Here is a 25,352-nt window from a genome sequence, read left to right as displayed (position 1 = left end):
TCCCCTGACGGAGAGGGGGTGATTTTACGAACTGTCGTCATCTTCGGCGGTGAGCAGGGCGTCGATCTCCTCATCGGACATCAGCCCGCCCAGCATCTGCAACATCTCTTCGATCTGCTCACGCGACATGCCCGGCTGAGGTTTCAGGGCCAAAGCGCGGGCGGCGATCTCGGCCTGAGTGAGCGCCTTCGTCTGGGCATCTACCGGGCCAAGTGATACCGCCGGTCTGGGTGCGTCACGACGCGGGGTCGCTTCGACGGCGTAGCGCCAGCCGCGCCCTTCGGCGGCATCGACGCGCGCGTAAAGCCGTTCGATCATCAGGGCGCGACGAATACCTTTTTCAATGTCTTCGCCGGTTTCGGGATCATCGAGCTTATCGAGACCGATCAGCATACGGTCGGCAAAGGCGCGCAGACGCTTACGCCGGTCTTCGGCGGACAAGGGGCGTGAGGGGCTTTGCGTCTGGGTCATGGGACGAGCATAGACCGCGCAAAAACAGAGGGGATAGATTTTATTTTCGGGTGCAGGAGCCGTGCCCTTGCCCCTCGCTTCCCGCTAGATCATTATAATTTCTGGTAGAAATATAATGATCTAGATTTTTGTTTAGCCCCTCGCCGGGCGGTGGCTCCGCCACCTTGGCCGCCGCCTCAATGGCGGCTTGAGCGGAATGATTTCATCGGAAATCATTCCGCTCTATACCTCGCCTGTCCGGGGCGATAGACTGGCCCTATGAACAAACCGAGCAAACCCGTTGTCGGCGGTGGCGCCAAAAAGGTGCTGTACGCCCTGAAAACCGCTACGCGCATCGGCCTCGACAATACGGCCAAGGCGCTGACGGCCAAGAATGCCTGCAAGGCCTGCGCGCTGGGTATGGGCGGGCAGAAGGGCGGCATGACCAATGAGGCAGGCGAATTCCCCTCGGTATGCAACAAGTCGATTCAGGCGCAATCGACCGATATTCAGCCGGGCATCCCGCCGGAGGTGATCGACCACAGCCTGTCGGACCTGCGCGAACTGGACGGGCATGAGCTGGAGCATCTGGGGCGGCTGGCCTTTCCCATCTATAAGGCAGCGAGCTCGGACCGCTATGTGCCGGTGGACTGGGACTTTGCGCTCGATCTGGCGGCGCAGCGGTTTACGGCGACGAAGCCTGAGCGCAGCTTCTTCTATTCGTCGGGGCGTTCGTCGAACGAGGCGGGGTTTGTGCTGCAATTGCTGGCGCGGCTTTATGGCACCAACAATGTCAATAACTGCTCCTACTACTGCCATCAGGCGACGGGGGTCGGGCTCGATAGCACCATCGGCACCGGCACGGCGACGGTGGAGATGGAAGACCTCGACCGCTGTGATTTCATTCTGGTTATCGGGGCCAATCCGTCGTCCAACCATCCGCGCTTTATTCACAAACTCAAAGGCGTGCGTGATCGCGGCGGCGAGGTGGTGATCATCAACCCGGCCAAGGAGCCGGGGCTGGTGCGCTTTGCCTTGCCGAAAAGCGTGAAGTCGATGGTGTTGGGCGGCGACTGGATCGCCTCTGACTATCTGCAACCGCGTATCGGGTCGGACCTTGCCGTGCTCAAGGGGCTGATCAAGGCGGTCCTGGAGAATGGGGCGCAGGACGACGATTTTATCGCCGATCATACGGAGGGTTTTGCGGCCTTGCGCGCCGATATTGCGGCCACCGACTGGACGGAGATCGAGGCGCGCACGGGTCTGACTCAGGCCGACATCGAGCGGGTAGCGGGTCTTTATGCGCGGGCCAAGTCGGCGGTGATCGCCTGGGGCATGGGGATTACGCATCACCTCAATGGCGTCGATAATGTCGAATATATCGCCAATCTGTGCCTCGTGCGCGGACAGATCGGGCGGCCGGGGGCCGGGCTCCTGCCCCTGCGCGGCCATTCCAATGTGCAGGGCATCGGCACCATCGGCGTCAAGCCGGTGCTGGCGGCCGAGGTGCTGGCACGCATGGAAGAGACCCTGGGGGTTACTCTGCCGCGCGAAAAGGGGCTCGACACCATGCGCGGCATGGAGGCGGCGCATCGCGGCGAGATCGACGCCGCCCTGATCATGGGTGGCAACCTGTATGAGGCCAATCCCAACAGCGCCTTTGCCGAGGCAGCCTTTGCGCGGATCGGGTTCAAGCTGTTCCTGACTACCACGCTCAATCGCGGCCACATCCACGGCCACGACGACAGCGAAGCCCTGATCCTTCCGGTGACGGCGCGCGACGAGGAGTGGCAGCCGACGACGCAGGAATCCATGTTCAACTTCGTGCGCCTCTCCGACGGCGGCATCTGCCGGCTGAAATCGGTGCGCCCGGAAACGGAAATCCTGTGTGAGCTGGCGCGGCAGCTCCTGCCCGACAGTCCGGTCGATTTCGAAGCCTTCAAGGAGCATCGCACCATCCGCGAAGCCATTGCGCGCATCGTGCCGGGTCTGGAGGATCTGGCCGATATCGACATTGCCAAACGCGAATTCCATATCCGCGGCCGCATCCTGCACGCACTAGAGTTCAAAACCGCATCCGGGCGCGGGCGCTTTATTGTGCGCGACCTGCCGCCTATGCCGGGGGCGCTCCTTCTGACCACCGTGCGCTCAGAGGGGCAGTTCAACTCGATCATCTATGAGCGCACGGACAGCTATCGCGGAATGGACCGCCTGGACGTGATGATGAATGCCGAAGACATGGCGGGGCTGGGCCTTAGCGATGGCGACGCCGTGGTGGTGGAATCCGAACACGGCGTGATGAGCGGCGCGCGGGTTCGGGTCTTCGATCTGGCGCGCGGTTCGGTCATGGCCTACTACCCCGAAGCCAATGTGCTGACCGGCACGGCGGTCGATCCGCGCAGCCGTACCCCGTCCTTCAAGGCGACGCCTGTGCAGGTGCGAAAAAGCGCCTGACCGCCCCTTGTAATCCGGCTGTCACCGTCCCTAATGATAACAGGTGCAGAACGGACGGATGGGGACTTTATGAAAACGTTGATGAGGTGGATCGGACGGCTGCTGATGGCGCTGGTCCTGATGGCGGGTCTGGCCTATGCAGGGGCCTGCGGCTACCTGTTTGTGGTACAGCGCGACAAGCTTTATCTGGCCCCGCACGCCGATATCCGGCCCAACCTCGCCGAAGTGCCGGGCATTCAGGACCTGCGGCTTAAAACGCCGGATGGCGAGACGCTTCAGGCCTGGTATCTGCCGCCCAAGCCGGGCAGGCCTATCTATCTGCTGTTTGCGGGGCAAGGGCGACGGCTGGACGAACAAAGCCACCGCCATATCGCGATGTCGAAACGTGGCGACGGCTTTCTGGCGCTGGCCTATCGCGGCTTTTCCGGTTCGACGGGTAAACCGTCCGAAGACGGTTTGTTCATGGACGGGCTGGTCGCCTATGACTGGCTGAAAAAGGCCGGCTATCAGCCGCAGCAGATCGTCATTCACGGCCATTCGCTGGGCTCAGGCGTGGCGACCTATGTGGCGACCCAGCGCCCGGCCAAGGGCCTGATCCTCGAAGCCCCGTTCACGGCGGCGTCCGACGTGGCGCAGGAGCGTTACCCCTATATCCCGGTGCAATGGCTGATGCTGGACAAATTTGCCAACCGCGACCGCATCGGCTTTGTGCATATGCCGATCCTGATTGTGCACGGCGACCGCGACGACATGATCCCCTTTGCGCACGGGGAGCGCCTGTATGCGCTGGCCCCGCAGCCCAAGACCTTCAAACGTATGGCGGGCGAAGGCCATTCGACCCTCACCCGCGCCGGTGTTTATGATGTCTATGACAGGTGGCTCAGCTCACTTCACTAAGCTCAGCGCCTGACCTTCGTTGATGGCGGCCACGGCGGCCTTTAACGTGGCCATATCGGCCTTGCCGCTGGCTTCGATTACCAGCCGCTCACCGATGACCACCGAATAGCTGCCCGACTGCGTATCGCCGTCCCACTTCTCGCTGATGATGCGGCCCTTGTCCGAGTGGACCTTTTCGTAGCTGTTGCCGCTCTGGCTGGACGACGACACGTTCATCGCCGTGCCAAAGGCCGCCAGCGCCCCCATGGCCCCGATGTCAGACACCTTCAGCTCAACGCGCTTGTCGCCCTGCGCATAGACGGCGTGCGCCTCAGAGGCCGAATAGCTGCCCGTACCACCGCCGGAGGCCCCGGCCTCGCTCTTGGCCGCGCCGATGAAGGAGGCGGGCAGCAGGGCGTCGAGCTTGGCCGGCTCCACCGCCGGGGTGGCCTTGCCCTCTTCCATGGCCCTGGCCGCGGCCTCCAACTTCTTCGCGGCCGCTTCGAGGTCATTGCCATTGACCTGCACCGAGCCGTTGGGCGTATCGACCTTCATGGCTCCGGTCAGGTTCGGCGCCCCGCCCGCCATCATCCCCGTTGCCATAATGGCTCCGGTAATGCCGCCGATGATCAGTTGAATGACGATCATGACCACGATAACCACCGCCGTGTAGCCCATGCTTTTTTCCTTGGGCGACTGCATCAGGCGCGGCAAGCCGGTGTACAGCAGGTAGAGACCATAAAGCCCCAGCAGACCCAGCGCTCCCAGCATCGGCAACAGGGCGAAAATCCCCGCCAGCCACCCGGCCGTCATCGCATAGGCCGCGACCTTGAAGGCCTGCACATCGTCCTTGACGCCGCCGAAATTGGGGGCCAGCGCGTTGATGACAAAGGCCGCGATATAGACCGACACGATCGACAGCACATAGCCCACCACCGCAATGATCAGACCGCTGACCACCGGTAACTTGCTGCTGATGCCCATAAAGGACATGCCGACCAGACTGTTGCCGACAAAACCGGCAATGGCCGGGATAGCCGCCAGAATCATCACATAGCCGGTAGTCAGGGCGGCCTTGCTGGTCGGCTCGACGGCGATTTTTTCCCACTCCGGCGACGGGCGCAGCAGGATGCCCTTGATGCGCGCCAAAAGCGGCGGACGGGCGGTGGTTTCGACGGTGGACATGGCAACTCCCCTGAGCAGTGAACGGTGCCGCATAGTCGGTCAGCCCGCGTCGGGGGTCAATCGCGTGTTTTCAGTATCTGTCCAGGGCTACATAGGTCAGCAGATCGCCCGCCTTGATCGCTGGCGCCTGCGGCAGGCGGCGGATCAGCACGTCGCTTTGGGCAAAGACGGCGATCAGCGACGAGTCCTGATCGGCAAAGGGCCGAAGCGCCGGGCAGCCCTTGTCATCTGTGACGATGCGCCCCCTCAGCCAGGTTTCGCGCGGGCCATTGGCGGCAATATCGACGGCGGCAGGCAGGCTTAAAAGCGTGTCGCGCCCGCCCTGGCCTAACGCCGCCTCGATCCACGGCTTGAGGAAGAGTTGCGCGCACACCATGCTGGAGGCCGGATTGCCAGGCAGGCCCAGCACGCGGCGACCGTCGCTGAGCGCACCCGTCCAGGTCGGCTTACCCGGCCGGATATTGACGCTGCCGAAGTCGATCTGGAGTCCCAGCCGCTCCAGCGCCGGTTTGACCAGATCGTAATCGCCGACACTGGCCCCGCCGATGGTGACGATCAGGTCGGCCTCGGTGTCTTTCAGCGCGTCGTAAATACCGTCCAGATCATCGCTTTCGACGCCGACAAACTGCGCCTTCGCCCCCCACTGACGGCACATGGCCAATAGCGCAAAGGAGCCGGACTCAAAAATCTGATCCTCGCGCGGCTCTGTGCCGGGTGCGACCAGTTCATCACCGGTCGAGAGGATGGCAATGCGCGGACGGCGCGCCACCTTCAGCGTCTTCTGACCGGCCGCCGCCGCCAGAGACAGCCGCCAGGCATCGAGGCGCACCCCCGCCGAGAGCAGTTCGTGCCCGGCCTTGAAGTCCTGACCTCTGGGGCGGATATGCGTCTTGGGGTCGTTCCAGCCGTCGGGCTCGATAAACACGCCCATATCGGTGACGCGGACGTTTTCCTGAATGACCACGGCCTTCGCCCCGTCAGGGACCGGCGCGCCGGTATAGATGCGCACGCATTCGCCCCATTCAATGCGGCCTTCGAAGCGTCGCCCGGCGGCACTTTCACCGATCAGGCGCAGCGGCGCGCCCTGCGCCACCGGGTCGGTCAGCGACTTGCAGATGGCATAGCCATCCATGGCCGAGGCATCAAACGGCGGCTGGTCGCGCGTCGCGATGACCGGCTCGCTCAGGACACGGCCCAAGGCCTTCGACAGAGCGACCTTGCGCGTCTGCGGCGCCGGAGCCGCCGCGCGCATAAAAGTGACGGCCTCATCAACGGGGATACCCTTGCGCGTCATTTTTCCAGCAGCCTCGGCATCAGTTCGACCATGTTGCACGGTCCGTGGCGCGAATCGAGCTGCCAGCGGATGACCTTGTCCCAGCCGTCCTTGCACGCGCCGTTGGAGCCCGGCAGGCAGAAGACGAAGACGCCGCGGATGATCCCGGCCAGCGCCCGCGATTGCAGGGTGGACAGGCCCACGGTCTGGAAACTGACCATATGGAAGATGGTCGAAAAGCCTTCGATGCGCTTGTCGAACAGAGGCTCGACCGCTTCCGGGGTCACGTCGCGCCCGGTAATGCCAGTGCCGCCCGTCGAGATGACGACATCGACATTACCGGAGTCGATCCAATTGGTGATGACCGTGCGGATATGATCCTTGTCGTCGCGCACCAGCTCGCGCGCCGCCATGTGATGGCCTGCCGCCGTGATGCGCGCGTCCAGCAGGTCACCGGAGGTATCGGTGTCGGGCGTGCGGCTGTCCGACACGGTGAGGACGGCGATATTGACCGGCTTGAACGGCCGCTCGAAGTCTATGCGCCCCGCGCCGATGTACGATTTTTCTTTATCCGTTAGTTCCATTCTATCCTCCGGTGACGGACATGGTCCGGCGCGGCGTGTAGGCGGTGTGCGGGGCCTGCGCCCCGATGAAAAAGTCGTGTGCCTTAGGCTTATGGCGCAAGGCTTCGGCCAGGGCGGCACTGAGGGCGGCATTGCTGGCGTCTTCGCGCAGGGCGGCGCGCAAATCGACATGGTCGTCCTGACCCAGGCACATATAGAGCTGCCCCGTGCAGGTGATACGCACGCGGTTGCAGGTGTCGCAGAAATTATGGCTCAGCGGCGTGATCAGGCCCAGCCGGCCGCCGGTTTCCGCTACGTGGTAATAGCGCGATGGCCCGCCCGTCGTGTCGCTCAAAGGCGTGATGTCCCAGAAACTTTGCAAATCGGCCATCACGTCGCGCAGGGACACGAACTGGTCTTCGCGCCCGGCGATCTCTTCGCCCAGCGGCATGGTCTCGATCAGCGAAATGTCCATGCCGTTGGCGTGCGCAAAGCGGATCATCTCCGGCAGATGGGCGCGATTGTCCTGTTGCAGGGCGACCGTATTCAGCTTGACTTTCAGGCCCACTTTTTGCGCCGCGTCTATGCCATCCAGCACTTTTTTGAGGTCGCCACCGCGCGTAATGCGACGGAAGGTGTCGGCATCCACGCTGTCCAGAGACACATTGATGCGCCGAATACCGGCCTCGGCCAGATGCGGCGCCGCCTCGGCCAGAAGCGTGCCATTGGTGGTCAGGGTCAGCTCTTTCAGACGCCCCGTATGCACCTGCGCGCCCAGACGTTTCAGGAAATCCAGAATTCCCCGCCGCACCAGCGGCTCCCCGCCGGTGATGCGCAGCCGTGTTACCCCCTGCTCGATCAGGAACAGGGACAGGCGTTCAAGCTCTTCAAAACTAAGCAGATTTTCACGAGGGAGAAAAGTCTGTCTTTCTGACATGCAGTAGGTGCAACGCAGGTCGCAGCGGTCCGTCACCGAAATCCGCACATAGGAGATGCGGCGATGATAGGCGTCGATCAGGGCGGGTTCGGAACGCATAGCCTTGCATAGCCGGAAATTCGCGGTCAGGACAAGGGTTTACCCTTTCGGATGGCTTTACATTTGCGTGTGGCGGGGCCACCTTGCCTCAAAATCAGAACCCAAAGGAAATGCCCACATGAAACGCCGTGATGCCCTTACGGGCCTGTCCGCCCTGACCCTGTCAGCCTTCGTGACACCGGTATCAGCCGCGTCGTCCAAGCCCAAATCCGTCACGGTCAAGACCACCAATGGCCCGGTGATCGGGCAGGTCCGGGCGGGCACGGCGGTGTTTCTCGGCCTGCGGTATGGCGAAACGACCGCGCCGCCCTATCGCTTCCTGCCGCCGCGCCCACCACAGCCGTGGATCAAGCCGGTCAGGGCGGATCGCTATGGCACGGCCTGCCCCCAACAATCCAAACCCGACGCCTATGGCAAGAGCGAGGACTGCCTGTTCCTCAATGTGTGGACGCCGCAGGCTTCCACACAGCAAAAACGCCCGGTAATGGTCTATTTTCACGGCGGGGCCTATGCCAACGGGTCAGGCTCCGACCCGCTCTATGATGGCACAAACCTGTCGCAGCGCGGTGATGTGGTGGTGGTGACCGTCAATCACCGGCTTAATGTCTTCGGCTACCTCTATCTGGCGCGGCTGGAGCGGCTGATTTTGAAGCAACCGGGCCCGCTGACCTTTTCGGGGAATTGTGGGCAGCTTGATCTCATTCTGGCGCTGCAATGGGTGCGCGACAATATCGCGGCCTTTGGCGGCGATCCCGGCAATGTCATGGTGTTCGGGCAATCCGGTGGCGGGGCCAAGATCGCCACCCTGATGGCCACGCCGAAAGCCGACGGCCTGTTCCACAAGGCCGCGACCATGAGCGGCCAGCAGGTGACCGCCTCCGGCCCCGGCAATGCCACGGCGCGGGCGAAGGCGTTTCTGGGGGCGCTGGGGCTAATGCCCGATGCCGAAGGGCTGAAGGCCGTGCAGACCCTGCCGTGGGAAACGCTGGTCGCGGCGCTGAAGGTCACCGATCCGGTATTGGGGTCCGGCGGCGTCTATATGGGCCCGGTGCTTGATGAAGCCATCCTGATGCGTCACCCCTTCTATCCGGACGCGGCGCCACAATCGCGGCACATCCCGATGATGATCGGCAATACGCACGACGAAACGCGCGGTTTTCAGGGGACTAATCCGGCCTTTCAGAACCTGACCTGGGAAGAGCTGCCGGAAAAACTGCCGCCCAATTACCGCGTCGATATCGACCCGTGGCGCGTCATCGACACCTATCGCAAACTCTATCCGCAGATGACGCCGAGCGATGTCTATTTCGCGGCGACGACCGCGGGGCGGTCTTGGCGCGGGGCGATTATCGAGGCCGAAGAACGCGCCAAGGCCGGGGCCAAAACCTTTGTCTATCAGGTCGATTGGAAGACGCCGAAAGACGGCGGGCGGCTGGGCGCGCCACACACGATCGACATTCCGCTGGTCTTCCGCACCACCGCCGTGCCGGACGCCATCTCGACCGACAGCCCGCAGGCCCGGCGCATGGCCGACCTGTTCTCCGGCGCCTTTATCGCCTTTGCGCGCAACGGCTCACCGCAGACCCCCGCCCTGCCCGACTGGACGCCCTATGGCCTGCCGGAGCGCCAGACCATGCTGATGGACCTGACGCCGCAAATGGCCAATGACCCGCGCGGCGAAGAACGCAAGCTGTTTGAAAAGGTGCCGTTTATCCAGTCTGGCACTTAACTGATACCAACGGCCGAAGAGGCTGACCGCATCCGGCCGTTGAAAGTCACTGCGCCATAAACACAATCGGATAGGGATTGCCCGCCGCGTCGGTGTCGGAACGACCGGTCACCGCAAATCCGCACTTTTGATAGAAGGTGACATTGCCCGTCACCTGTTCGTTGACCTCGACGATCAGCGGGCCTTTCAGCACGTGGGCATGGGCGATCAGGGCGCGACCCACACCGCGCCGTTGCTGCGTCGGATCGACAAACAGCATGGCCAGCGTGTTGTCACCTGCCAGCACGCAAAAGCCGGCGGGGGCACCGTCGTCTTCGGCCACCCACACCTCGCCGTCCATCAGCCCGGCCAGCAGGTAGGGGCGGTAAAAGTCGATATCGCCCTCAGCAAGGAAATCATAGGCGGCGCGCACCGACTCTTCCCAGATGCGCGTCAGGGCGGCGACATCGGCGGTGCTCGCCGGGCGGATCACCCCAGCACCTTGTCGATCCAGCGGGCCGCCAGTGACGGCCACTGATCGTGCGTGCCGTTCAGCTCACGCACCGCAAAGCCGTGCGGGGCCTGCGGGAAGATGTGGGCATCGACGTCGCCCCCCGTCTGCTGCATGGCCTTGATCAGGTTCAGGGCGTGATCGATGGGTACGATCTGATCGTGCAGGGCGTAGGCCAAAAACACCGGCATGTGCGGGATACCGTGCGGTTCCCCGGCTATGCCGATGGGCCAGGCGTCGTAAAAGGCCTGCTTTTCGGCGGGCGGATAGTCGGGCTTGCCCGCCGGGGCCTTATAATCGCGGTGATTGGCATTGATGGGGGCGTAGGCGATCAGCACGCCCTTCGCCTTTTGTGCGTGGGTCTGACAGGCCATGACGCCGGCCAGATGCCCGCCCGACGACAGGCCCACGTGCAGCAGTGGCAGGGGCGTCAGGCTTTGCAGATAATCGAGCGCCTTGAGGCCGTCGTTCAGAGCGATATCGTAAGGCCACACGCCGCCATCCGCATCCGCCTGCCCCGGCTGACGATGCGTCAGCACATAGGCGTCGATACCCTGCGCATTGAGCCACAGGGCGACCTCCACCCCTTCGCGGTCGTGCACAAGGTTGATATAGCCGCCACCCCCATAGACGAGGGCGCGCGCCCGCGCCGGATTCGGTGATTTAAATGCGCTCAGTTCGGCGCGCGTGACCTGCTTATGCACGCGATCCGGCCATTGCCCTTCCGGCGCATTGGGCGCGCCGTCGGACAGCGCAATCACGCGGTCGGGTGTGGGGGCTTCGACGGGCAAAACAAGGCGGGGGTTCGGCATGGGCTTGTCCTTTTTATACCAACGGCCGAAGAGGCTGACCGCCTCCGGCCGTTGAAAACTCGCGACTGTCTCATATGTGTCAGCGACATGAGACAGTCGCGAAAGGCATCCCAAGAGTCATTTTCAATGCCTCTTGGTATTATCCGGGCAAGCGGTAATGCCGGGGCGCAGAGGCGTCAACCTTCTTATCCCTCCCCGCCCATGCGATTACGCGGCCACCTGTTCGCGCGACAGAAGCGTCTGATAGGCCCCTTCGACGGCGGCAATGACACGGGAGTCCTTCGCCAGCGCCTCCGGGAAGACCTTGCGGTAGGCAAGGAAGGTCGCCACGTCCGACAGGTCGTCTTTCAGCCCCCTGCCCATGGCGATCAGTTCATCGGCCAGCGGATCGGTGATCGTCTCACCGGCCACGGCCTTCGCGCGGATAAAGCGCATCCACGCGGCCAGCGGCACGCCAAAGCGGCTCACGTCCTGACCCTTTTCCAGTGCCTCGGACAGGGACGACAAGAGGCGGATCGGCAGCTTTTGCGAGCCGTCCCAGGCGATTTGCGACAGCAGGTGACGGATGGCCGGATTGCGGAAGCGTTTCAAAATCGCTTCGGAATAGGCGCTCAGGTCAAGGCCCTTTGGCGCTTCCAGCAGCGGCACCACGTCGCTCAGCATCAGGTCACGCGCCAGTTGCGCCAGTTCGGCATCCTTCATGGCTTCCGACACGCTCTCGATACCCTTGTGCAGGCCGGTATAGGCGATCGTCGAGTGCGGGCCGTTGAGCAGGCGCAGCTTGGCGCGTTCATAGGCCGGGACATTGTCGGTCAGGATGACGCCGACCGAGGCCCAGTCTGGGCCGCCGTCGTGAACGTGTTCCTCAATCACCCACTGGGTAAAGGCTTCGCGCTGGATCGGCCAGGCGTCTTCGAGGCCAATCGCTGCCTTGACGCGCTCACGCAGGGCGTCGTCGGTGGCCGGGGTGATGGAGTCCACCATGGTGCAGGGACAGGCCAGATCGGCTTCGATCTTAGCCGCCAGTACCGCATCCGTCTTCGCCACAAAGGCCACAACGGCGGCCTTCAGGCGGTGGCCATTCTTGGGCAGGTTATCGCAGGGGATCAGCACAAAGGGCGAAAGGCCCGCCGCATAGCGACGGCGCAGGCCTTCGGCCACATAGCCGATATAGGATTTCGGCGTCTGCGGGTGGGCGAGGTCGTGGACGATGTCCGGATGGGCGAAATCGAGTTCCCAGTTGGGATCGAGGCAGTAGCCCTTTTCGGTGACCGTCGAGGTAACGATCTGCACTTCGGGGCGCGTCAGGCGCTCCAGCACGGCGTCGATATCCTCGGGCCCGACCAGCACTTCGCGCATCGAACCGAGAATCTGATATTCGATCTTTTCGTCGAGAATAGCCAGGGTGTAGAGGCCGTCCTGCGGGGCCAGCGCATCGCGCACACCCTTGGAATGCAGCGACACACCGCAGATGCCCCAGCGCGGGTCTGTGGCCAGCAGCGCATCGACAAAGGCCGCCTGATGGGCGCGGTGAAAGGCACCAGGACCGAAATGGACAATCCCGACCGCGATCTTTGCCGGATCATAGGCGGGTTTGATGACATCGGAGTTCAGGGCGTCGAGCGTGGCAGGCGACAGGCGGGTCATGCGGTTTTTTCTTTCAGACTGTTAAATCGGCTAAACTTTGAAAAATTCCGCCGGGCCGCCCCAAGGAATTTTCTCTATTATAGCGAAGGCGGTGCACAGGGGAAACGCTGTTTTCCCCATGATACCTACAAAGTGACGCCATTCTTCCAGATGGCGATTTCGCGCTCATCATTCTTTTCGTTGTTGGCGCGCTCACCCGACGCCACGCGCAGGATAAGGTCCATCAGGTCATCGGCCGTTTCGTCCAGCGTCTTGCCCTCCAGCGCCTGACCGGCATTGAAGTCGATCCAGTGCGGCTTCTTTTCGGCCAGAGCGGTATTGGAGGCGATTTTCAGCGTCGGCGCAGGGAAGCCCAGCGGCGTGCCGCGCCCCGTGGTGAACAGCACGATCACAGCTCCGGCCGCCGTCAGCGCCGTCGAAGACACGGCGTCATTGCCGGGCGCTTCGAGCAGCGACAGGCCCGGCTGCGTAGCGCGCTCGCCATAGCGCAGAACCTCGGTCAACTGGCTGAGGCCGCCCTTTTGCACCGCCCCCAGCGATTTTTCTTCAAGCGTGGTGATGCCCCCGGCCTTGTTGCCCGGCGACGGGTTTTCAAACACCGGCTGGTTGTTGTCGAGGAAGTATTGCTTGAAGTCGTTGACCACATCGACGACCTGATAAAACACCCCTTCGTCCCTGGCGCGGGCCATCAGGATGCGCTCGGCCCCGAAGACTTCGGGGATTTCGGTCATGATCGACTGACCACCGGCCAGCGCAACGATGTCGGCCACACGTCCAACCAGCGGATTGGCGGTCAGGCCCGAAAAACCGTCCGAGCCGCCGCACTTGACGCCGATGGCGAGGTCCGAAACGTGGCACAGCTCGCGCTGATCCTTTTCGACCACCTTCACGAGTTCTTCCAGCGCCTCAAGGCCCGCCTCGTGCTCGTCCTCGACCATCTGGGCGGCGAAATATTTGAGGCGGTCGGGCGTGCGGCCTTCGATCTCACCGATCAGGGCGCTGAGCTGATTGTTTTCGCAGCCCAGACCGACGATCAGCACGCCGCCGGCATTGGGGTGCGCCGCCAGCGCCGCCAGCAGCTTGCGCGTATGGTTGAGGTCGTCGCCCAATTGCGAGCAGCCGAGCGGATGGGTCAGGGCATAGACGCCATCGACGCGGCCCTTAAAGCGCTCGCTTGCCACCCTGGCCAGCCGCTCAGAGGTGCGCGCCACGCAGCCGACCGTACACAAGATCCAGATTTCATTGCGGATACCCACCCTGCCATCCGCGCGGCGATAGCCCTTAAAGGTGCGCGCATCGGGGTGGGAACCGGGCCCTTTGGCGGCCACGGGCGCGTAGTCATAGTCTTCGACCCCCGTCAGAGAGGTGGCCAGATTGTGCGTATGGACGTGCTCACCGGCCTTGATCGGTGCGATGGCGTGCCCGATACGAAACCCAAATTTCAGCACCGGCACGCCCACGGCGATGTCACGCAGGGCGATCTTGTGCCCCTTGGGGATGTCGGTTCCGAGCGTCAGTTGCACATCACCAAAATTCAGCACCTCCCCGGCGCTCAGCGCTTCGACCGCAATCGCCACATCATCGGTGGCGTGCACGCGCACATAGCGCACCATAGCCGGGGCTTTTGTGTCCTTAGGCCCAAGGGCCGCGCAGGAGGAAGAGTCGTCGGGCATAATCGCTGTCTTTCTGACGTTCGACGCCCTCAGAGGCGAGATCGCGAACGCTGTTTTTTATGTTGACGGTTGGTAACCGGTGTCATACCTCTGAACGCGGTAGATAGGCAAGAGGCGTAACAGGGCTATGGACGGAAAATCTGCGCGCTTGCCCGCAGCCGCCATTTACCGCTAAATATAACAGATGAAACGGACTTTTGTATGTGACCGTTTCGCAATTCAGGCCGGAAGCAAAACCCACAGATGACCACGACCGCTCTTCCCGAAGGCGCCCCTGATCCCGTCGAAGATTTCCTGAAGCGCCGCAAGAAGGCGACGATCAACGATGTGGCCTCTCTGGCGCGCGTCTCGAAGAAGACAGTGTCGCGGGTGATCAACCATTCGCCGTCGGTGCGCGCCGAAACCCGCGATCAGGTCAATGCCATCATCGCCCGCATCGGTTTCAAGCCGGATCCGCAGGCGCGCGGCCTGGCCTTTCGCCGCTCCTTCCTGCTGGGCCTCGTCTATGACAACCCCAATGCCCAGTACGTCATCAATATCCAGAACGGCGTGCTGGATTGCATTCGCGGGTCGGGCACCGAGCTGGTGGTCCACCCGTGCGACAAGAACAGCGCGGATTTTATCGACGAAATCCGAGACTTCGTGGAGTTGCAGCGCCTGTCCGGCGTGATCGTCCTGCCGCCCATCGCCGAAAACCGTCAACTGCTGGCCGCGCTCGATGATCTCGACGTGCCCTATGTGCGCATCACCGCCATGCCCGGCGAAGAAAACACGCCGCCTATCGTCTCGTCGCAGGTGGTGTCGCGCGACCGCATGGGCTGCCGTGCGGCGGCGGAGCATCTGGCCGATCTGGGGCACCGCCGCATCGGCTTCATCTCCGGCCCGGCGGGTTACGCCTCGGCGCGTCAACGGCGACAGGGCTTCGATGAAGGGCTTGAGGCGCGCGGCCTGACGCTCGATAGCGCCCTGATCGTGCAGGGGGAATATACCTTCGAGTCGGGTTACGTGGCCGGTAAGGCACTGCTGTCGCAATCACCGCGCCCGACTGCCATTTTCAGTTCCAACGACGAAATGGCGGTCGGTGTCTATAAGGCCGCCGCCGAGTTGGGCCTCAGCGTCCCCGACGACCTCAGCGTGGTCGGCTATGACGACGCCCCCATCGCCGCCCGCGTCACCCCCGGCCTGACCAGCGTGCGCGCCCCCATCCGCGACATCGGCCGCGCGGCCGCCGATGCCCTGCTGGCGGAAAACCGCAAGGACAGCACCGTCTTCGATACGGCCCTGATCGTGCGGGAATCGACCGGCCCGGCTGACCCGTCGTTCAAGCCCTGAACCTGTTTTTGCGAACGAGTCTAAATTAGACATTGATAAAAGCCATGACACCGGTTACCTGTTGCAGCGGGAGATCATGAGCCCGAAGACCGTCACAAAGTTCAGACAGAACGGTCCACGGTTTCGCTTTGTTTCGGTATCTATCATATGTCCAAGCCTTTGATTTTGAACGAAGACCGTCTGTTTTCGGCAGACCCGGCGCAGCGCGCGGTGGCCCGCGAGCTGTATGCGCTGATCAAGGATTACCCCATCCTGTCGCCGCACGGTCATACGGACCCGCAATGGTTCGCCGATAATGCCAATTTCGGCAGCGCAACCGAGCTGTTTCTGGCGCCGGACCACTACATCTACCGCATGCTCTATTCGCAGGGCTATGATCTGAATGATCTGGGCGTGGGCTCAAAAGCCGGGCCTTCGACCGCCGATCCGCGCACGGCGTGGAAAATCTTTGCCGCCAATCAGCATCTGTTCCGCGGCACGCCGACCGCCATGTGGATGAACCACGTCTTTGGCCACATCATGGGCTTTGACAAGCGCCTCGATGAGACAACGGCGGATGATTATTTCGACCGCATCGGTGAGCTTCTGGCGTCTGACGCCTATAAGCCGCGCGCCCTGTTTGAACGCTTTAATATCGAGCTTCTGGCCACCACCGAATCGCCGACCGACACGCTGGAGCACCATCAGAAAATTCGCGCGTCCGGCTGGAAGGGTCGCGTCGTCACCGCCTACCGCCCCGACCCGGTGATTGATGCCGAACACGAGGACTTCCGCGACAAGCTGAAAGTGTTTGCCGAGCTTTCCGGCGAAGACGTCTATAGCTGGAAGGGTTATCTGGCCGCGCACCGCAAACGCCGTGACTTTTTTATGGAGATGGGCGCGACCTCAACCGACCACGGCCACCCGACGGCGAAGACCGCCAATCTGTCGGCCAGCGAGTCCGAGGCCCTGTTCAACCGCATCATCGTCGGGGAATTTACCCCTGCCGATGCCGAGCTGTTCCGCGCCCAGATGCTGACCGAAATGGCGCGCATGAGCCTCGATGACGGGCTGACCATGCAGATTCACCCTGGCTCGTTCCGCAACCACAACCAGACGATCTTTGAAACTTTCGGGCGCGACAAGGGCTGCGACATCCCGCTGGCCACCGATTACGTCAATGATCTCAAGCCGCTGCTGGATGCTTTCGGCAACGAAAAGACCCTGACGGTCATCCTGTTCACGCTGGATGAGACCTCCTATTCGCGCGAACTGGCCCCGCTGGCCGGACACTATCCGATCCTGAAACTCGGCCCGTCGTGGTGGTTCCACGATTCGCCCGAAGGCATGACGCGCTTCCGCGAACAGGTCACCGAGACCGCCGGCTTCTACAATACGGTCGGCTTCAACGACGATACGCGCGCCTTCCTGTCGATCCCGGCGCGTCACGACGTCGCCCGCCGCATCGACGCCAACTTCCTGGCGCGTCTGGTGGTCGAGCATCGTCTGGAACTGGAAGACGCGGCCGAGACGATCAAGGACCTGACCTATAACCTGCCCAAGGCGGCCTATAAGCTGTAAGGTTTTGGGGTTTGCTTAAAGAGGAAGGGGCCGACTGGCCCCTTCACCCGATAAATTACAAAGCCCTCCGGTGTCGTCCGGAGGGCTTTGCTACATTTGCCTTTGGCGGGGAGGTAAAAAAAGAGCCCCGCTGTTGCCAGCGAGGCTCCTTGTATCGGGGTGCAGGGGTCTGCGACCCCTGCGCTATCTAACCGGGCTTACTGAGCCGCCACCGTAGACGCCACATCGGCATATTCTTCGATCTGGTCGAAGTTCATATAGCGATAGACTTCCGCGCCCTTGGCATTGATGACGCCCATGTCGGAGAGGTATTCCTCGACGGTGGGCAGGCGGCCCAGCTTTGAGGCAATGGCCGACAGTTCCGCCGAGGCGAGGAAGACGTTGGTGTTCTTGCCCAGACGGTTGGGGAAGTTGCGGGTCGAGGTCGAAACGACGGTCGCCCCTTCGCGCACCTGCGCCTGATTGCCCATGCACAGCGAACAGCCCGGCATTTCCATACGCGCCCCGGCGGTGCCCAGCACGTTGTAATGGCCTTCCTTGGTCAGTTCGGCGGCGTCCATCTTGGTCGGCGGCGCGACCCACAGGCGCGTCGGGATGTCCTTCTTGCCGTTGAGCAGCAGGGAGGCGGCGCGGAAGTGGCCGATATTGGTCATGCACGAGCCGATGAAGACTTCGTCGATGGCGGTGTTCTGCACGTCAGACAGCAGGCGCGCATCGTCCGGATCGTTCGGGGCGCACAGGATCGGCTCTTTGATGTCGTTGAGGTCGATGTCGATGATCGCCGCGTATTCGGCGTCGGCATCGGCTTCCATCAGCACCGGATTGGCCAGCCAGTCTTCCATCGCCTTGATGCGGCGCGACAGCGTGCGGGCGTCCTGATAGCCGTCGGCAATCATGTTTTTCATCAGCACGATGTTCGAGGTCATGTACTCGATGATCGGCTCTTTGTTGAGCTTCACGGTGCAGCCCGCCGCCGACCGTTCGGCCGAAGCGTCGGTCAGTTCGAACGCCTGTTCAACCTTCAGGTCCGGCAGGCCCTCGATTTCGAGGATGCGGCCGGAGAAGGCGTTGACCTTACCGGCCTTGGCGACGGTCAGCAGGCCCTGCTTGATGGCGTAGTAGGGGATGGCGTGGACGAGGTCACGCAGGGTGATGCCCGGCTGAAGCTCACCCTTGAAGCGGACAAGGATGGATTCGGGCATGTCGAGGGGCATGACGCCCGTCGCCGCACCAAAGGCCACAAGGCCCGAACCGGCGGGGAAGGAAATCCCGATAGGGAAGCGGGTGTGCGAATCGCCGCCGGTGCCGACCGTATCCGGCAGCAGCAGGCGGTTCAGCCACGAGTGGATGACCCCATCGCCGGGGCGCAGGGCCACGCCGCCGCGGTTGGAGATAAAGGCCGGCAGTTCGCGGTGCGTCTTGACATCGACCGGCTTCGGATAGGCCGCCGTGTGGCAGAAGGACTGCATGACCAGATCGGCGGAGAAGCCGAGGCAGGCCAGGTCTTTCAGTTCGTCGCGGGTCATCGGGCCCGTGGTGTCCTGAGAGCCGACCGTGGTCATCTTGGGTTCGCAATAGGTGCCCGGACGGATGCCCTGCCCTTCGGCCAGACCGCAGGCCTTGCCGACCATCTTTTGCGCCAGCGTGAAGCCCTTGCCCGAATCGACCGGGGCGACCGGCAGGCGGAAGGCGGTCGAAGCCGGCAGGCCCAGAAACTCACGCGCCTTGGCGGTCAGCGAGCGACCAATGATCAGGTTGATACGGCCCCCGGCCTGCACTTCGTCCAGAATAACGTGCGACTTGAGCTGGAAGTCGGCGATCTTTTGACCGGCCTTTTCGACCTTGCCTTCATAGGGGTAGATGTCGATGACATCGCCCATATCCATCTGCGACACATCGACTTCGATGGGCAGGGCGCCGGAATCTTCCTGCGTGTTGAAGAAGATGGGGGCGATCTTGCCACCCAGCGTCACGCCGCCAAAGCGCTTGTTCGGCACGTAGGGGATGTCTTCGCCCGTGGCCCAGATGACCGAGTTGGTCGCCGATTTACGCGACGAACCGGTGCCGACCACGTCCCCGACATAGGCGACGAGGTTGCCTTTGACTTTCAGGTCTTCGATGAACTGGATCGGGCCGCGCTTGCCGTCCTCTTCCGGCGTGATGCCGGGGCGGGCGTTCTTCAGCATGGCCAGATAGTGTAGCGGGATGTCCGGGCGCGACCAGGCGTCTGGCGCGGGCGACAGGTCGTCCGTATTGGTTTCGCCCGTGACCTTGAACACGGTGACGGTGATCTTTTCGGCGACCTTGGGGCGCGAGGTGAACCATTCGGCTTCGGCCCACGACTGGATCACGTCTTTAGCGTTCTCATTACCGGCCTTGGCCAGTTCCGCCACGTCGTGGAAGAAGTCGAACATCAGAAGCGTCTTTTTCAGCGCTTCGGCGGCGATCTTACCAACCACAGCGTCGCCCAGCAGGTCGATCAGCGGCTTGACGTTATAACCGCCAACCATGGTCCCCAGAAGCTCGGTCGCCTTTTCACGGCTGATCAGCGCAACCGGGAAGTCGCCATGCGCCACCGCCGACAGGAAGGAGGCCTTGACCTTGGCCGCATCATCGACGCCCGGCGGCACGCGATAGGTGATCAGGTCGAGGAGGAATTCCGCTTCGCCGGCGGGCGGGTTCTTGATCAGTTCGATCACTTCGGCGGTTTGCTGCGCGGTCAGCGGGAGGGGCGGAATGCCAAGCGCGGCGCGCTCGGCCACATGGGCACGATAGGCTTCAAGCATCGGTACACCTTTGGAAAGGGTCTGGGGACGGACTTATAGAGTCCTTGGTTTGGCGCATATCGCAGGCGCGAAGCCTTGCATAGGCCACAGGGGTAAAATGGGCGTGAAACGGCGCAGAAATTTGCACGGGTGAAGTTTGTTTTTCACTCCTGAACGGGGCTTTTGGCCATGATGCGTGCCTCAGGCGCTGGGCGGCTCGGTGTCGAGACAGGCCAGAACCTCCTGCCCAATATCGGTGGGCCAGAGGGCAAGGCGCTGACGAAGTGCGGCACGATCCCCGGCAAACAGGGCGCGCGACGCCTCTTCAAAGCCCTCACGATCGCCCGCCAGAGTGACCATGACGCGATAGGCAGCATTGAGGCGCGCCCTCGGGTCCGGGCCGCCTTTGCGCGCCGCGTCGATCAGCTTGCGCAAGGTCACCGAGGCGCCCCCCGGCTGCTGCGACAGCCACTCCCAATGGCGCGGCAGAAGCGTGACTTCGCGCGGCACGACCCCCAGCTTTGGCCGTCCGCGTTTGACGGTTTCAGGCGAGGTTTCAGGTGTGGGGGCATAGCGCGCCTGAATGGCCGCCGCGTCGCCGCGCAGGTCGAGATCGATCACCTGACCCGTGGCGCGATCAAGGACGATAACGGGGGCGTCGGGCTGAGCCGCAAGGGCCTTGTGGGCAGCCCGTGCGGCTTCGGCGGGCGGGCCAACGGTCAGGCGGCGGGTGGCCTGAAACACGGCGTAGAGGGGTTCGGACGTCATCAGGTTCTCAGAATTTATTTTACCCGGATAAAATTATGCGTTATCAGCGCCGCTGTCAAAGGAGGAGATCATGGACAGCCATGAAAAGAAGGCGGCCATCGCGGCCTATAAGGAACGCAAGGCGGTGAGCGGGGTCTATGCGGTGATCTGCAACGCCACGGGCGAGACGTGGGTGGGGGCCAGCCGTAATCTGGAGGCGCAGCAGAACGGCCTGTGGTTTACGTTGCGACTGGGCAGCCATCGCCACGCCAGCCTGCAAGCCGCCTGGAACGCGCATGGCGAGACAGAGTTTCGCTATGAGGCGCTGGATCGCGTGCCAGAGGACTATTCCGACATGGCGCGCAAGGACGATCTGAAACGCCGCAAAGACCTGTGGCAGCAGCGGTTACAGGCGGAGGGGTTGCTGTAAAAAAAGAACCCCGCCGGTGACGACGGGGCTCCTCAATCGGGGGGCAGGGGGCAAGCCCCCCGCCTCTTCTCTCTTCAATTCTAACCGCGGGCCAGATTGCGTAGCACGTAGGGCATGACGCCGCCGTTCTTGAAATATTCAAGCTCGGTCGGGGTGTCGATGCGGCAGCGGACGGGGAAGCGGGCCACCTTGCCGTCCGAGGCGCGGAACAGCTCAACGATCAGTTCCTGACGCGGCTGGACGTTTTCGAGGCCGCGGATGGTGACGATTTCCTCACCCGTCAGGCCCAGCTTCTGCCAGCCGTCGATCTTGAACTGCAGGGGCAGGACGCCCATGCCGACCAGGTTGGAGCGGTGGATGCGCTCGAACGACTCGGCGATGACGGCGCGCACGCCCTGAAGCTTGGTGCCCTTGGCCGCCCAGTCGCGCGACGAACCGGTACCGTATTCCTTACCCGCGAAGATGACCATGCTGCGGCCTTCGGCCTTGTAGCGCATGGCGGCATCATAGATGGCCATCACGTCGCCCGACGGGAAGTGCTTGGTCACCCCGCCTTCAATGTCCGGCGTGATCTTGTTGCGGATGCGGATATTGGCGAAGGTGCCGCGCATCATGACTTCGTGGTGACCGCGACGCGCGCCGTAGGAGTTGAACTCCGACACCGGCACGTCGTGGTTGGTCAGCCACTGACCGGCGGGCGAGGTCTTCTTGATCGAACCGGCCGGCGAAATGTGGTCGGTGGTGATCGAGTCGCCAAAGATGCCGAGCACGCGGGCTTCGACGATGTCGGTGACCTTTTCCGGCGTCATGGTCATGCCCTCAAAATAGGGCGGGTTGGCGACGTAGGTCGAGGTGGCGTCCCACTGATAGGTCTGACCGCCCGACACAGAGATGGCCTGCCAGTGCTCATCGCCCTTGAAGACGTCGGCATAGCGGGCGCTGAACTTGTCATGGGTGACGTTGGCGCGCTGAATCTCGGCGATCTCGGCATTGGTGGGCCAGATGTCCTTGAGATAGACCGGCTCACCGTTGCTGCCGGTGCCCAGAGGATCGGTCGTCAGATTGACGTTCAGCGACCCGGCCAGCGCGTAAGCCACGACCAGCGGCGGCGAGGCCAGATAGTTGGCGCGCACGTCGGGGTTCACACGGCCTTCGAAATTGCGGTTGCCCGACAGGACCGAGCAGGCGACGAGATCGGCTTCGTTGATGGCCGCCGAAATCGCTTCGGGCAACGGGCCGGAATTGCCGATACAGGTGGTGCAGCCATAGCCGGTCAGGTTGAAGCCCAGCGCGTCGAGATCGGCGGTCAGTCCTGCGGCATTGAGGTAATCGGTGACGACCTGAGAACCGGGGGCCAGCGAGGTCTTGACCCACGGCTTGACGCTGAGGCCCAGCGCCTTGGCCTTACGTGCCACCAGACCGGCGGCGATCAGCACCGACGGGTTGGAGGTGTTGGTGCACGAGGTGATGGCGGCAATGACCACATCGCCGTGTTTGACGCTGTAGTCGGTGCCGGCGACGGCGGCCGAGCGGGTTTCATCGCCCGCCTTGTTGAACTCACCGCTCAGGGCCTTGGCAAATTCCGATGCCGCGTCGGTCAGCAGCACGCGGTCCTGCGGACGCTTGGGACCGGCCAGAGACGGCAGCACGCCGCCGAGGTCAAGCTCCAGCGTGTCGGTGAAGACCGGATCGTTTTCCGGATCGAGCCACAGGCCTTGCTGTTTGGCATAGGCTTCGACCAGAGCGACGCGGGCGGGCTCGCGGTTGGTGGCCGTCAGATAGTCGATGGTCGCCTGCGACACCGGGAAGAAGCCGCAGGTCGCGCCATATTCCGGAGCCATATTGGCAATGGTCGCCTGATCTTCCAGCGACAGGGTGGTGAGGCCTTCGCCGAAATATTCGACGAACTTGCCCACCACGCCCTTTTTGCGCAGCATCTGGGTGATGGTCAGGACGAGGTCGGTAGCGGTGGCCCCTTCCGGCAGCTTGCCCGTCAGCTTGAAGCCGATCACTTCGGGGATCAGCATGGGGATGGGCTGACCCAGCATGGCGGCTTCGGCCTCGATGCCGCCGACGCCCCAGCCGAGCACGCTCAGGCCGTTGACCATGGTGGTGTGCGAATCGGTGCCGACCACCGTGTCCGGATAGGCGACATCGCCGCCGGCGGCGACGCTGGTCCACACGGTCTGCGCCAGATATTCGAGATTGACCTGATGGCAGATGCCGGTGCCCGGCGGCACGACGCGGAAATTGTTAAAGGCCGAGGAGCCCCAGCGCAGGAAGTTATAGCGCTCCATATTGCGCTCATATTCGCGGTCCACATTCTTTTTGGCCGCATCCGCCGTGCCGAAATAATCGACCATGACCGAATGGTCGATGACGAGGTCCACCGGGTTGAGCGGATTGATCTTGGCCGGATCGGCCCCCAGCTTGACCATGGCGTCGCGCATGGCCGCCAGATCCACCACCGCCGGAACGCCGGTGAAGTCCTGCATCAGGACGCGCGCCGGGCGGAAGGCGATTTCGTGTTCGACCGAGCCCTTATTGTCGATCCAGTTGGCCAGCGCCTGAATATCGGCCTTGGTCACCGACACGCCGTCTTCGTTGCGCAGCAGGTTTTCCAGCAGCACCTTCAGCGAGGCGGGCAGCCGCGAGATGTTGGGCAGGCCGTTGGCTTCGGCGGCCTTCAGGTCAAAATAGGTGTAGGTGTGGTCGCCGACGGTGAGTTCGGCCTTAGAAATAAAGCTGTCGAGGGACATGGTCGCTTTTCCTTCCGACCGCGTAAGGTGGGAACATCGCGGCCCCCAATGGGCCTGAAACCGGCGTCGCGCGTTCCGCCCTGACGGACGCACAGGGTCCTGTCCGGGGTCGCACGGTTACCGGCCGATGGCGCGGTCAATTGCCTTCTAAACCGCTTCCGGCTACTCGTCTATGAAGAAGCCCCCGCCGTGGGGAATTTGTTCGGAAGTTTTCGCCTGATGGCCCTCTCTCTTGCGGTGGACGCGCTAAGCCTGAAAAAAGGCTACCGCCATCTGATCCATGACCTGTCGTTTTCCGTCGCACCCGGTGAGTGCGTCGCCCTCACCGGGGCCAATGGGGTGGGCAAGACGACGCTGCTGCGCACACTGGCCGGGTTTATCCGCCCCGACGGCGGCCGCGTGCGCTATGTGGACGGCGTTGATCCGGAGGGGTCAATGGCGGCGCAGGCCCATTATCTCGGTCACGCCGAAGCCCTGTCGCCGGGGCGTCTGGCCGGGGCGGAAATGGACTTTCAGCGCACCTTTCTGGGGGGCACGGCGGCGGGACAGGCCGAGGCGATCCGGCGGCTGAACCTGTCGCCCCTGCTGGACCTGGAAACACGGATGCTGTCGGCGGGGCAGAAGCGGCGATTGTCGTGCGCGCGGCTGATCATGGCGAAGCGCCCCGTCTGGCTGCTCGATGAGCCCATGTCGCCGCTCGATGCCGAACACCGGGCGAAGCTGGCCGAGCTGATGCGGGCGCATCTGAGCGCGGGCGGGCTGATTGTCTGCGCCGTGCACGATCCGTTGCCGTTTGAGGTGCGCGAACTGCGACTGACGGCACCGGCGATGGAGGCGGTCTATGGGTGAGTTAAAGGCGAGACCGCCCTCCCCTTCCCTTGCCCTGTTAAAGCGCGATCTGGGTCTGTCTCTGGCACGCGGCGGCGGGCCGGTGCTGGCCGCCGGGTTCTACCTGACCCTGATGGCCATGGTGCCGCTCAGCCTCGGCCCGGAGGCGCAAACCCTGTCGAAGATCGCGCCCGGCCTGACCTGGTTGTGTCTGGCGCTGGCCTCGCTCTTGTCGCTGGAACGGCTGTTTGAGCGCGATTACGAAGACGGGGTGTTCGACCTGTTGCGCACCGGGCCACTGGCGCTCGAATGGGTAGCCTTTCTCAAATGTCTGGCCCAGTGGCTGGGCACGGGCCTGATCCTGTCACTGATGACGCCGGTGGTGATGATCCTGCTGGGCGCGCCCGTGGGCGTAGCCGGTTGGGCGCTGGTGGCGGCCCTCATCGGCTCGCTCAGCTTTGCCCTGATCGGCGGAGCGGGGGCGTCTCTGACTCTGGGGTCGCGTAAAGGCGGGGTGCTGATCGCCCTGCTGGTCCTGCCCTTCTATGTGCCGCCGGTCATTTTCGGTGCGGGCCTGATGCAGGCCTTCGTCACCGGCGCGCCCGTGTTTCAGGCGCTTAGCCTTCTCTGCGCCTACGGTCTGTTTGCGCTGGCGCTGGGCCCCATCGCCATGGGCGCGGCGCTGCGCAGTGCGTTAAATTGACAGACTTGTCGCTCTTCGTGAAACCGCCTATGTGAGACAC

Annotated in this window: 20 protein-coding genes; 8 read left to right on the top strand and 12 right to left on the bottom strand. The window is 63.0% G+C overall.

Annotation, left to right across the window (positions count from 1 at the left end):
• Positions 1–24: 24 nt before the first annotated feature.
• Positions 25–471: a hypothetical protein gene (locus ACK8OE_RS06945; RefSeq protein ID WP_410271944.1), complete on the bottom strand. Its 447-nt coding sequence runs from the start codon at positions 469–471 to the stop codon at positions 25–27.
• Positions 472–729: 258 nt separating this feature from the next.
• Between ACK8OE_RS06945 and ACK8OE_RS06940 the strand changes: the two genes are divergently transcribed.
• Positions 730–2,904: an FdhF/YdeP family oxidoreductase gene (locus ACK8OE_RS06940; protein ID WP_410271943.1), complete on the top strand. Its 2,175-nt coding sequence runs from the start codon at positions 730–732 to the stop codon at positions 2,902–2,904.
• 69 nt (positions 2,905–2,973) lie between these two features.
• On the top strand, positions 2,974–3,801 hold the full coding sequence (locus ACK8OE_RS06935) for an alpha/beta hydrolase (protein ID WP_410271942.1): 828 nt from the start codon (positions 2,974–2,976) through the stop codon (positions 3,799–3,801).
• Here the strand turns inward: ACK8OE_RS06935 and ACK8OE_RS06930 are convergent.
• From ACK8OE_RS06930 to moaA, 4 genes are all read right to left on the bottom strand, one after another.
• Entirely contained in the window at positions 3,790–4,965 is a 1,176-nt protein-coding gene (locus ACK8OE_RS06930; protein ID WP_410271941.1) for a Yip1 family protein, read from the bottom strand. The genes ACK8OE_RS06935 and ACK8OE_RS06930 overlap by 12 nt on opposite strands.
• Positions 4,966–5,035: 70 nt before the next feature.
• Positions 5,036–6,259 (bottom strand): gephyrin-like molybdotransferase Glp, encoded by a 1,224-nt coding sequence (gene glp, locus ACK8OE_RS06925; protein WP_410271940.1) that lies wholly within the window; start codon positions 6,257–6,259, stop codon positions 5,036–5,038.
• Positions 6,256–6,822 (bottom strand): molybdenum cofactor biosynthesis protein B, encoded by a 567-nt coding sequence (moaB, locus tag ACK8OE_RS06920; protein WP_410271939.1) that lies wholly within the window; start codon positions 6,820–6,822, stop codon positions 6,256–6,258. The genes glp and moaB overlap by 4 nt, the downstream gene beginning before the upstream one ends.
• Position 6,823: 1 nt before the next feature.
• Positions 6,824–7,837, bottom strand: a complete 1,014-nt coding sequence (gene moaA, locus ACK8OE_RS06915) for a GTP 3',8-cyclase MoaA (protein ID WP_410271938.1) — start codon at positions 7,835–7,837, stop codon at positions 6,824–6,826.
• Between the two features lie 118 nt (positions 7,838–7,955).
• On the opposite strand from moaA, the gene ACK8OE_RS06910 reads away from it, so the two are divergent.
• A complete protein-coding gene (locus ACK8OE_RS06910) occupies positions 7,956–9,566 on the top strand; it encodes a carboxylesterase/lipase family protein (protein ID WP_410271937.1) in 1,611 nt (536 codons plus the stop codon).
• A 46-nt stretch (positions 9,567–9,612) separates the two neighbouring features.
• Here the strand turns inward: ACK8OE_RS06910 and ACK8OE_RS06905 are convergent, their stop codons facing one another.
• From ACK8OE_RS06905 to ACK8OE_RS06890, 4 genes are all read right to left on the bottom strand, one after another.
• Positions 9,613–10,038 (bottom strand): GNAT family N-acetyltransferase, encoded by a 426-nt coding sequence (locus ACK8OE_RS06905; RefSeq protein ID WP_410271936.1) that lies wholly within the window; start codon positions 10,036–10,038, stop codon positions 9,613–9,615.
• Positions 10,035–10,868, bottom strand: coding sequence for an alpha/beta hydrolase family protein (locus ACK8OE_RS06900; protein WP_410271935.1), 834 nt, complete (start codon positions 10,866–10,868; stop codon positions 10,035–10,037). Before ACK8OE_RS06900 ends, ACK8OE_RS06905 begins: the two co-directional genes overlap by 4 nt.
• A gap of 207 nt (positions 10,869–11,075) precedes the next feature.
• Positions 11,076–12,515, bottom strand: coding sequence for a mannitol dehydrogenase family protein (locus tag ACK8OE_RS06895; protein WP_410271934.1), 1,440 nt, complete (start codon positions 12,513–12,515; stop codon positions 11,076–11,078).
• 125 nt (positions 12,516–12,640) lie between these two features.
• Positions 12,641–14,128, bottom strand: coding sequence for a UxaA family hydrolase (locus ACK8OE_RS06890; protein WP_410272031.1), 1,488 nt, complete (start codon positions 14,126–14,128; stop codon positions 12,641–12,643).
• Positions 14,129–14,431: 303 nt separating this feature from the next.
• Between ACK8OE_RS06890 and ACK8OE_RS06885 the strand changes: the two genes are divergently transcribed.
• The gene (locus ACK8OE_RS06885; protein WP_410271933.1) at positions 14,432–15,520 is read left to right on the top strand and encodes a LacI family DNA-binding transcriptional regulator; all 1,089 of its coding nucleotides are present in this window, start codon (positions 14,432–14,434) and stop codon (positions 15,518–15,520) included.
• 147 nt (positions 15,521–15,667) lie between these two features.
• A complete protein-coding gene (gene uxaC / locus ACK8OE_RS06880) occupies positions 15,668–17,080 on the top strand; it encodes a glucuronate isomerase (RefSeq protein ID WP_410271932.1) in 1,413 nt (470 codons plus the stop codon).
• 197 nt (positions 17,081–17,277) lie between these two features.
• Here the strand turns inward: uxaC and acnB are convergent, their stop codons facing one another.
• Positions 17,278–19,866: a bifunctional aconitate hydratase 2/2-methylisocitrate dehydratase gene (acnB, locus tag ACK8OE_RS06875; RefSeq protein WP_410271931.1), complete on the bottom strand. Its 2,589-nt coding sequence runs from the start codon at positions 19,864–19,866 to the stop codon at positions 17,278–17,280.
• A 180-nt stretch (positions 19,867–20,046) separates the two neighbouring features.
• A complete protein-coding gene (locus tag ACK8OE_RS06870; protein WP_410271930.1) occupies positions 20,047–20,613 on the bottom strand; it encodes a DUF2239 family protein in 567 nt (188 codons plus the stop codon).
• Between the two features lie 70 nt (positions 20,614–20,683).
• On the opposite strand from ACK8OE_RS06870, the gene ACK8OE_RS06865 reads away from it, so the two are divergent.
• Positions 20,684–21,022, top strand: coding sequence for a GIY-YIG nuclease family protein (locus tag ACK8OE_RS06865; protein WP_410271929.1), 339 nt, complete (start codon positions 20,684–20,686; stop codon positions 21,020–21,022).
• Positions 21,023–21,102: 80 nt separating this feature from the next.
• Here ACK8OE_RS06865 and acnA read toward each other — a convergent pair whose 3' ends face one another.
• Positions 21,103–23,781, bottom strand: coding sequence for an aconitate hydratase AcnA (gene acnA, locus ACK8OE_RS06860; RefSeq protein WP_410271928.1), 2,679 nt, complete (start codon positions 23,779–23,781; stop codon positions 21,103–21,105).
• A gap of 219 nt (positions 23,782–24,000) precedes the next feature.
• On the opposite strand from acnA, the gene ccmA reads away from it, so the two are divergent.
• Together ccmA and ccmB are read left to right on the top strand one after the other, a co-directional pair.
• Positions 24,001–24,630, top strand: coding sequence for a heme ABC exporter ATP-binding protein CcmA (gene ccmA, locus ACK8OE_RS06855; protein ID WP_410271927.1), 630 nt, complete (start codon positions 24,001–24,003; stop codon positions 24,628–24,630).
• Positions 24,623–25,312: a heme exporter protein CcmB gene (ccmB, locus tag ACK8OE_RS06850; protein ID WP_410271926.1), complete on the top strand. Its 690-nt coding sequence runs from the start codon at positions 24,623–24,625 to the stop codon at positions 25,310–25,312. The genes ccmA and ccmB overlap by 8 nt, the downstream gene beginning before the upstream one ends.
• Positions 25,313–25,352: the final 40 nt, after the last annotated feature.

It is taken from the genome of Asticcacaulis sp. W401b (assembly GCF_046503825.1).
GTDB lineage: Bacteria > Pseudomonadota > Alphaproteobacteria > Caulobacterales > Caulobacteraceae > Asticcacaulis.
Note: the sequence above shows the minus strand (reverse complement) of the source record. Positions and strands in the feature narration are given on the sequence as shown.

Bases quoted from the DNA above. Each gene is read 5' to 3' on its own strand.
- ACK8OE_RS06945 (WP_410271944.1), bottom strand. From the start codon at position 471: ATGACCCAGACGCAAAGCCCCTCACGCCCCTTGTCCGCCGAAGACCGG.
- ACK8OE_RS06940 (WP_410271943.1), top strand. From the start codon at position 730: ATGAACAAACCGAGCAAACCCGTTGTCGGCGGTGGCGCCAAAAAGGTG.
- ACK8OE_RS06935 (WP_410271942.1), top strand. From the start codon at position 2,974: ATGAAAACGTTGATGAGGTGGATCGGACGGCTGCTGATGGCGCTGGTC.
- ACK8OE_RS06930 (WP_410271941.1), bottom strand. From the start codon at position 4,965: ATGTCCACCGTCGAAACCACCGCCCGTCCGCCGCTTTTGGCGCGCATC.
- glp (WP_410271940.1), bottom strand. From the start codon at position 6,259: ATGACGCGCAAGGGTATCCCCGTTGATGAGGCCGTCACTTTTATGCGC.
- moaB (WP_410271939.1), bottom strand. From the start codon at position 6,822: ATGGAACTAACGGATAAAGAAAAATCGTACATCGGCGCGGGGCGCATA.
- moaA (WP_410271938.1), bottom strand. From the start codon at position 7,837: ATGCGTTCCGAACCCGCCCTGATCGACGCCTATCATCGCCGCATCTCC.
- ACK8OE_RS06910 (WP_410271937.1), top strand. From the start codon at position 7,956: ATGAAACGCCGTGATGCCCTTACGGGCCTGTCCGCCCTGACCCTGTCA.
- ACK8OE_RS06900 (WP_410271935.1), bottom strand. From the start codon at position 10,868: ATGCCGAACCCCCGCCTTGTTTTGCCCGTCGAAGCCCCCACACCCGAC.
- ACK8OE_RS06895 (WP_410271934.1), bottom strand. From the start codon at position 12,515: ATGACCCGCCTGTCGCCTGCCACGCTCGACGCCCTGAACTCCGATGTC.
- ACK8OE_RS06890 (WP_410272031.1), bottom strand. From the start codon at position 14,128: ATGGTGCGCTATGTGCGCGTGCACGCCACCGATGATGTGGCGATTGCG.
- ACK8OE_RS06885 (WP_410271933.1), top strand. From the start codon at position 14,432: ATGACCACGACCGCTCTTCCCGAAGGCGCCCCTGATCCCGTCGAAGAT.
- uxaC (WP_410271932.1), top strand. From the start codon at position 15,668: ATGTCCAAGCCTTTGATTTTGAACGAAGACCGTCTGTTTTCGGCAGAC.
- acnB (WP_410271931.1), bottom strand. From the start codon at position 19,866: ATGCTTGAAGCCTATCGTGCCCATGTGGCCGAGCGCGCCGCGCTTGGC.
- ACK8OE_RS06870 (WP_410271930.1), bottom strand. From the start codon at position 20,613: ATGACGTCCGAACCCCTCTACGCCGTGTTTCAGGCCACCCGCCGCCTG.
- ACK8OE_RS06865 (WP_410271929.1), top strand. From the start codon at position 20,684: ATGGACAGCCATGAAAAGAAGGCGGCCATCGCGGCCTATAAGGAACGC.
- acnA (WP_410271928.1), bottom strand. From the start codon at position 23,781: ATGTCCCTCGACAGCTTTATTTCTAAGGCCGAACTCACCGTCGGCGAC.
- ccmA (WP_410271927.1), top strand. From the start codon at position 24,001: ATGGCCCTCTCTCTTGCGGTGGACGCGCTAAGCCTGAAAAAAGGCTAC.
- ccmB (WP_410271926.1), top strand. From the start codon at position 24,623: ATGGGTGAGTTAAAGGCGAGACCGCCCTCCCCTTCCCTTGCCCTGTTA.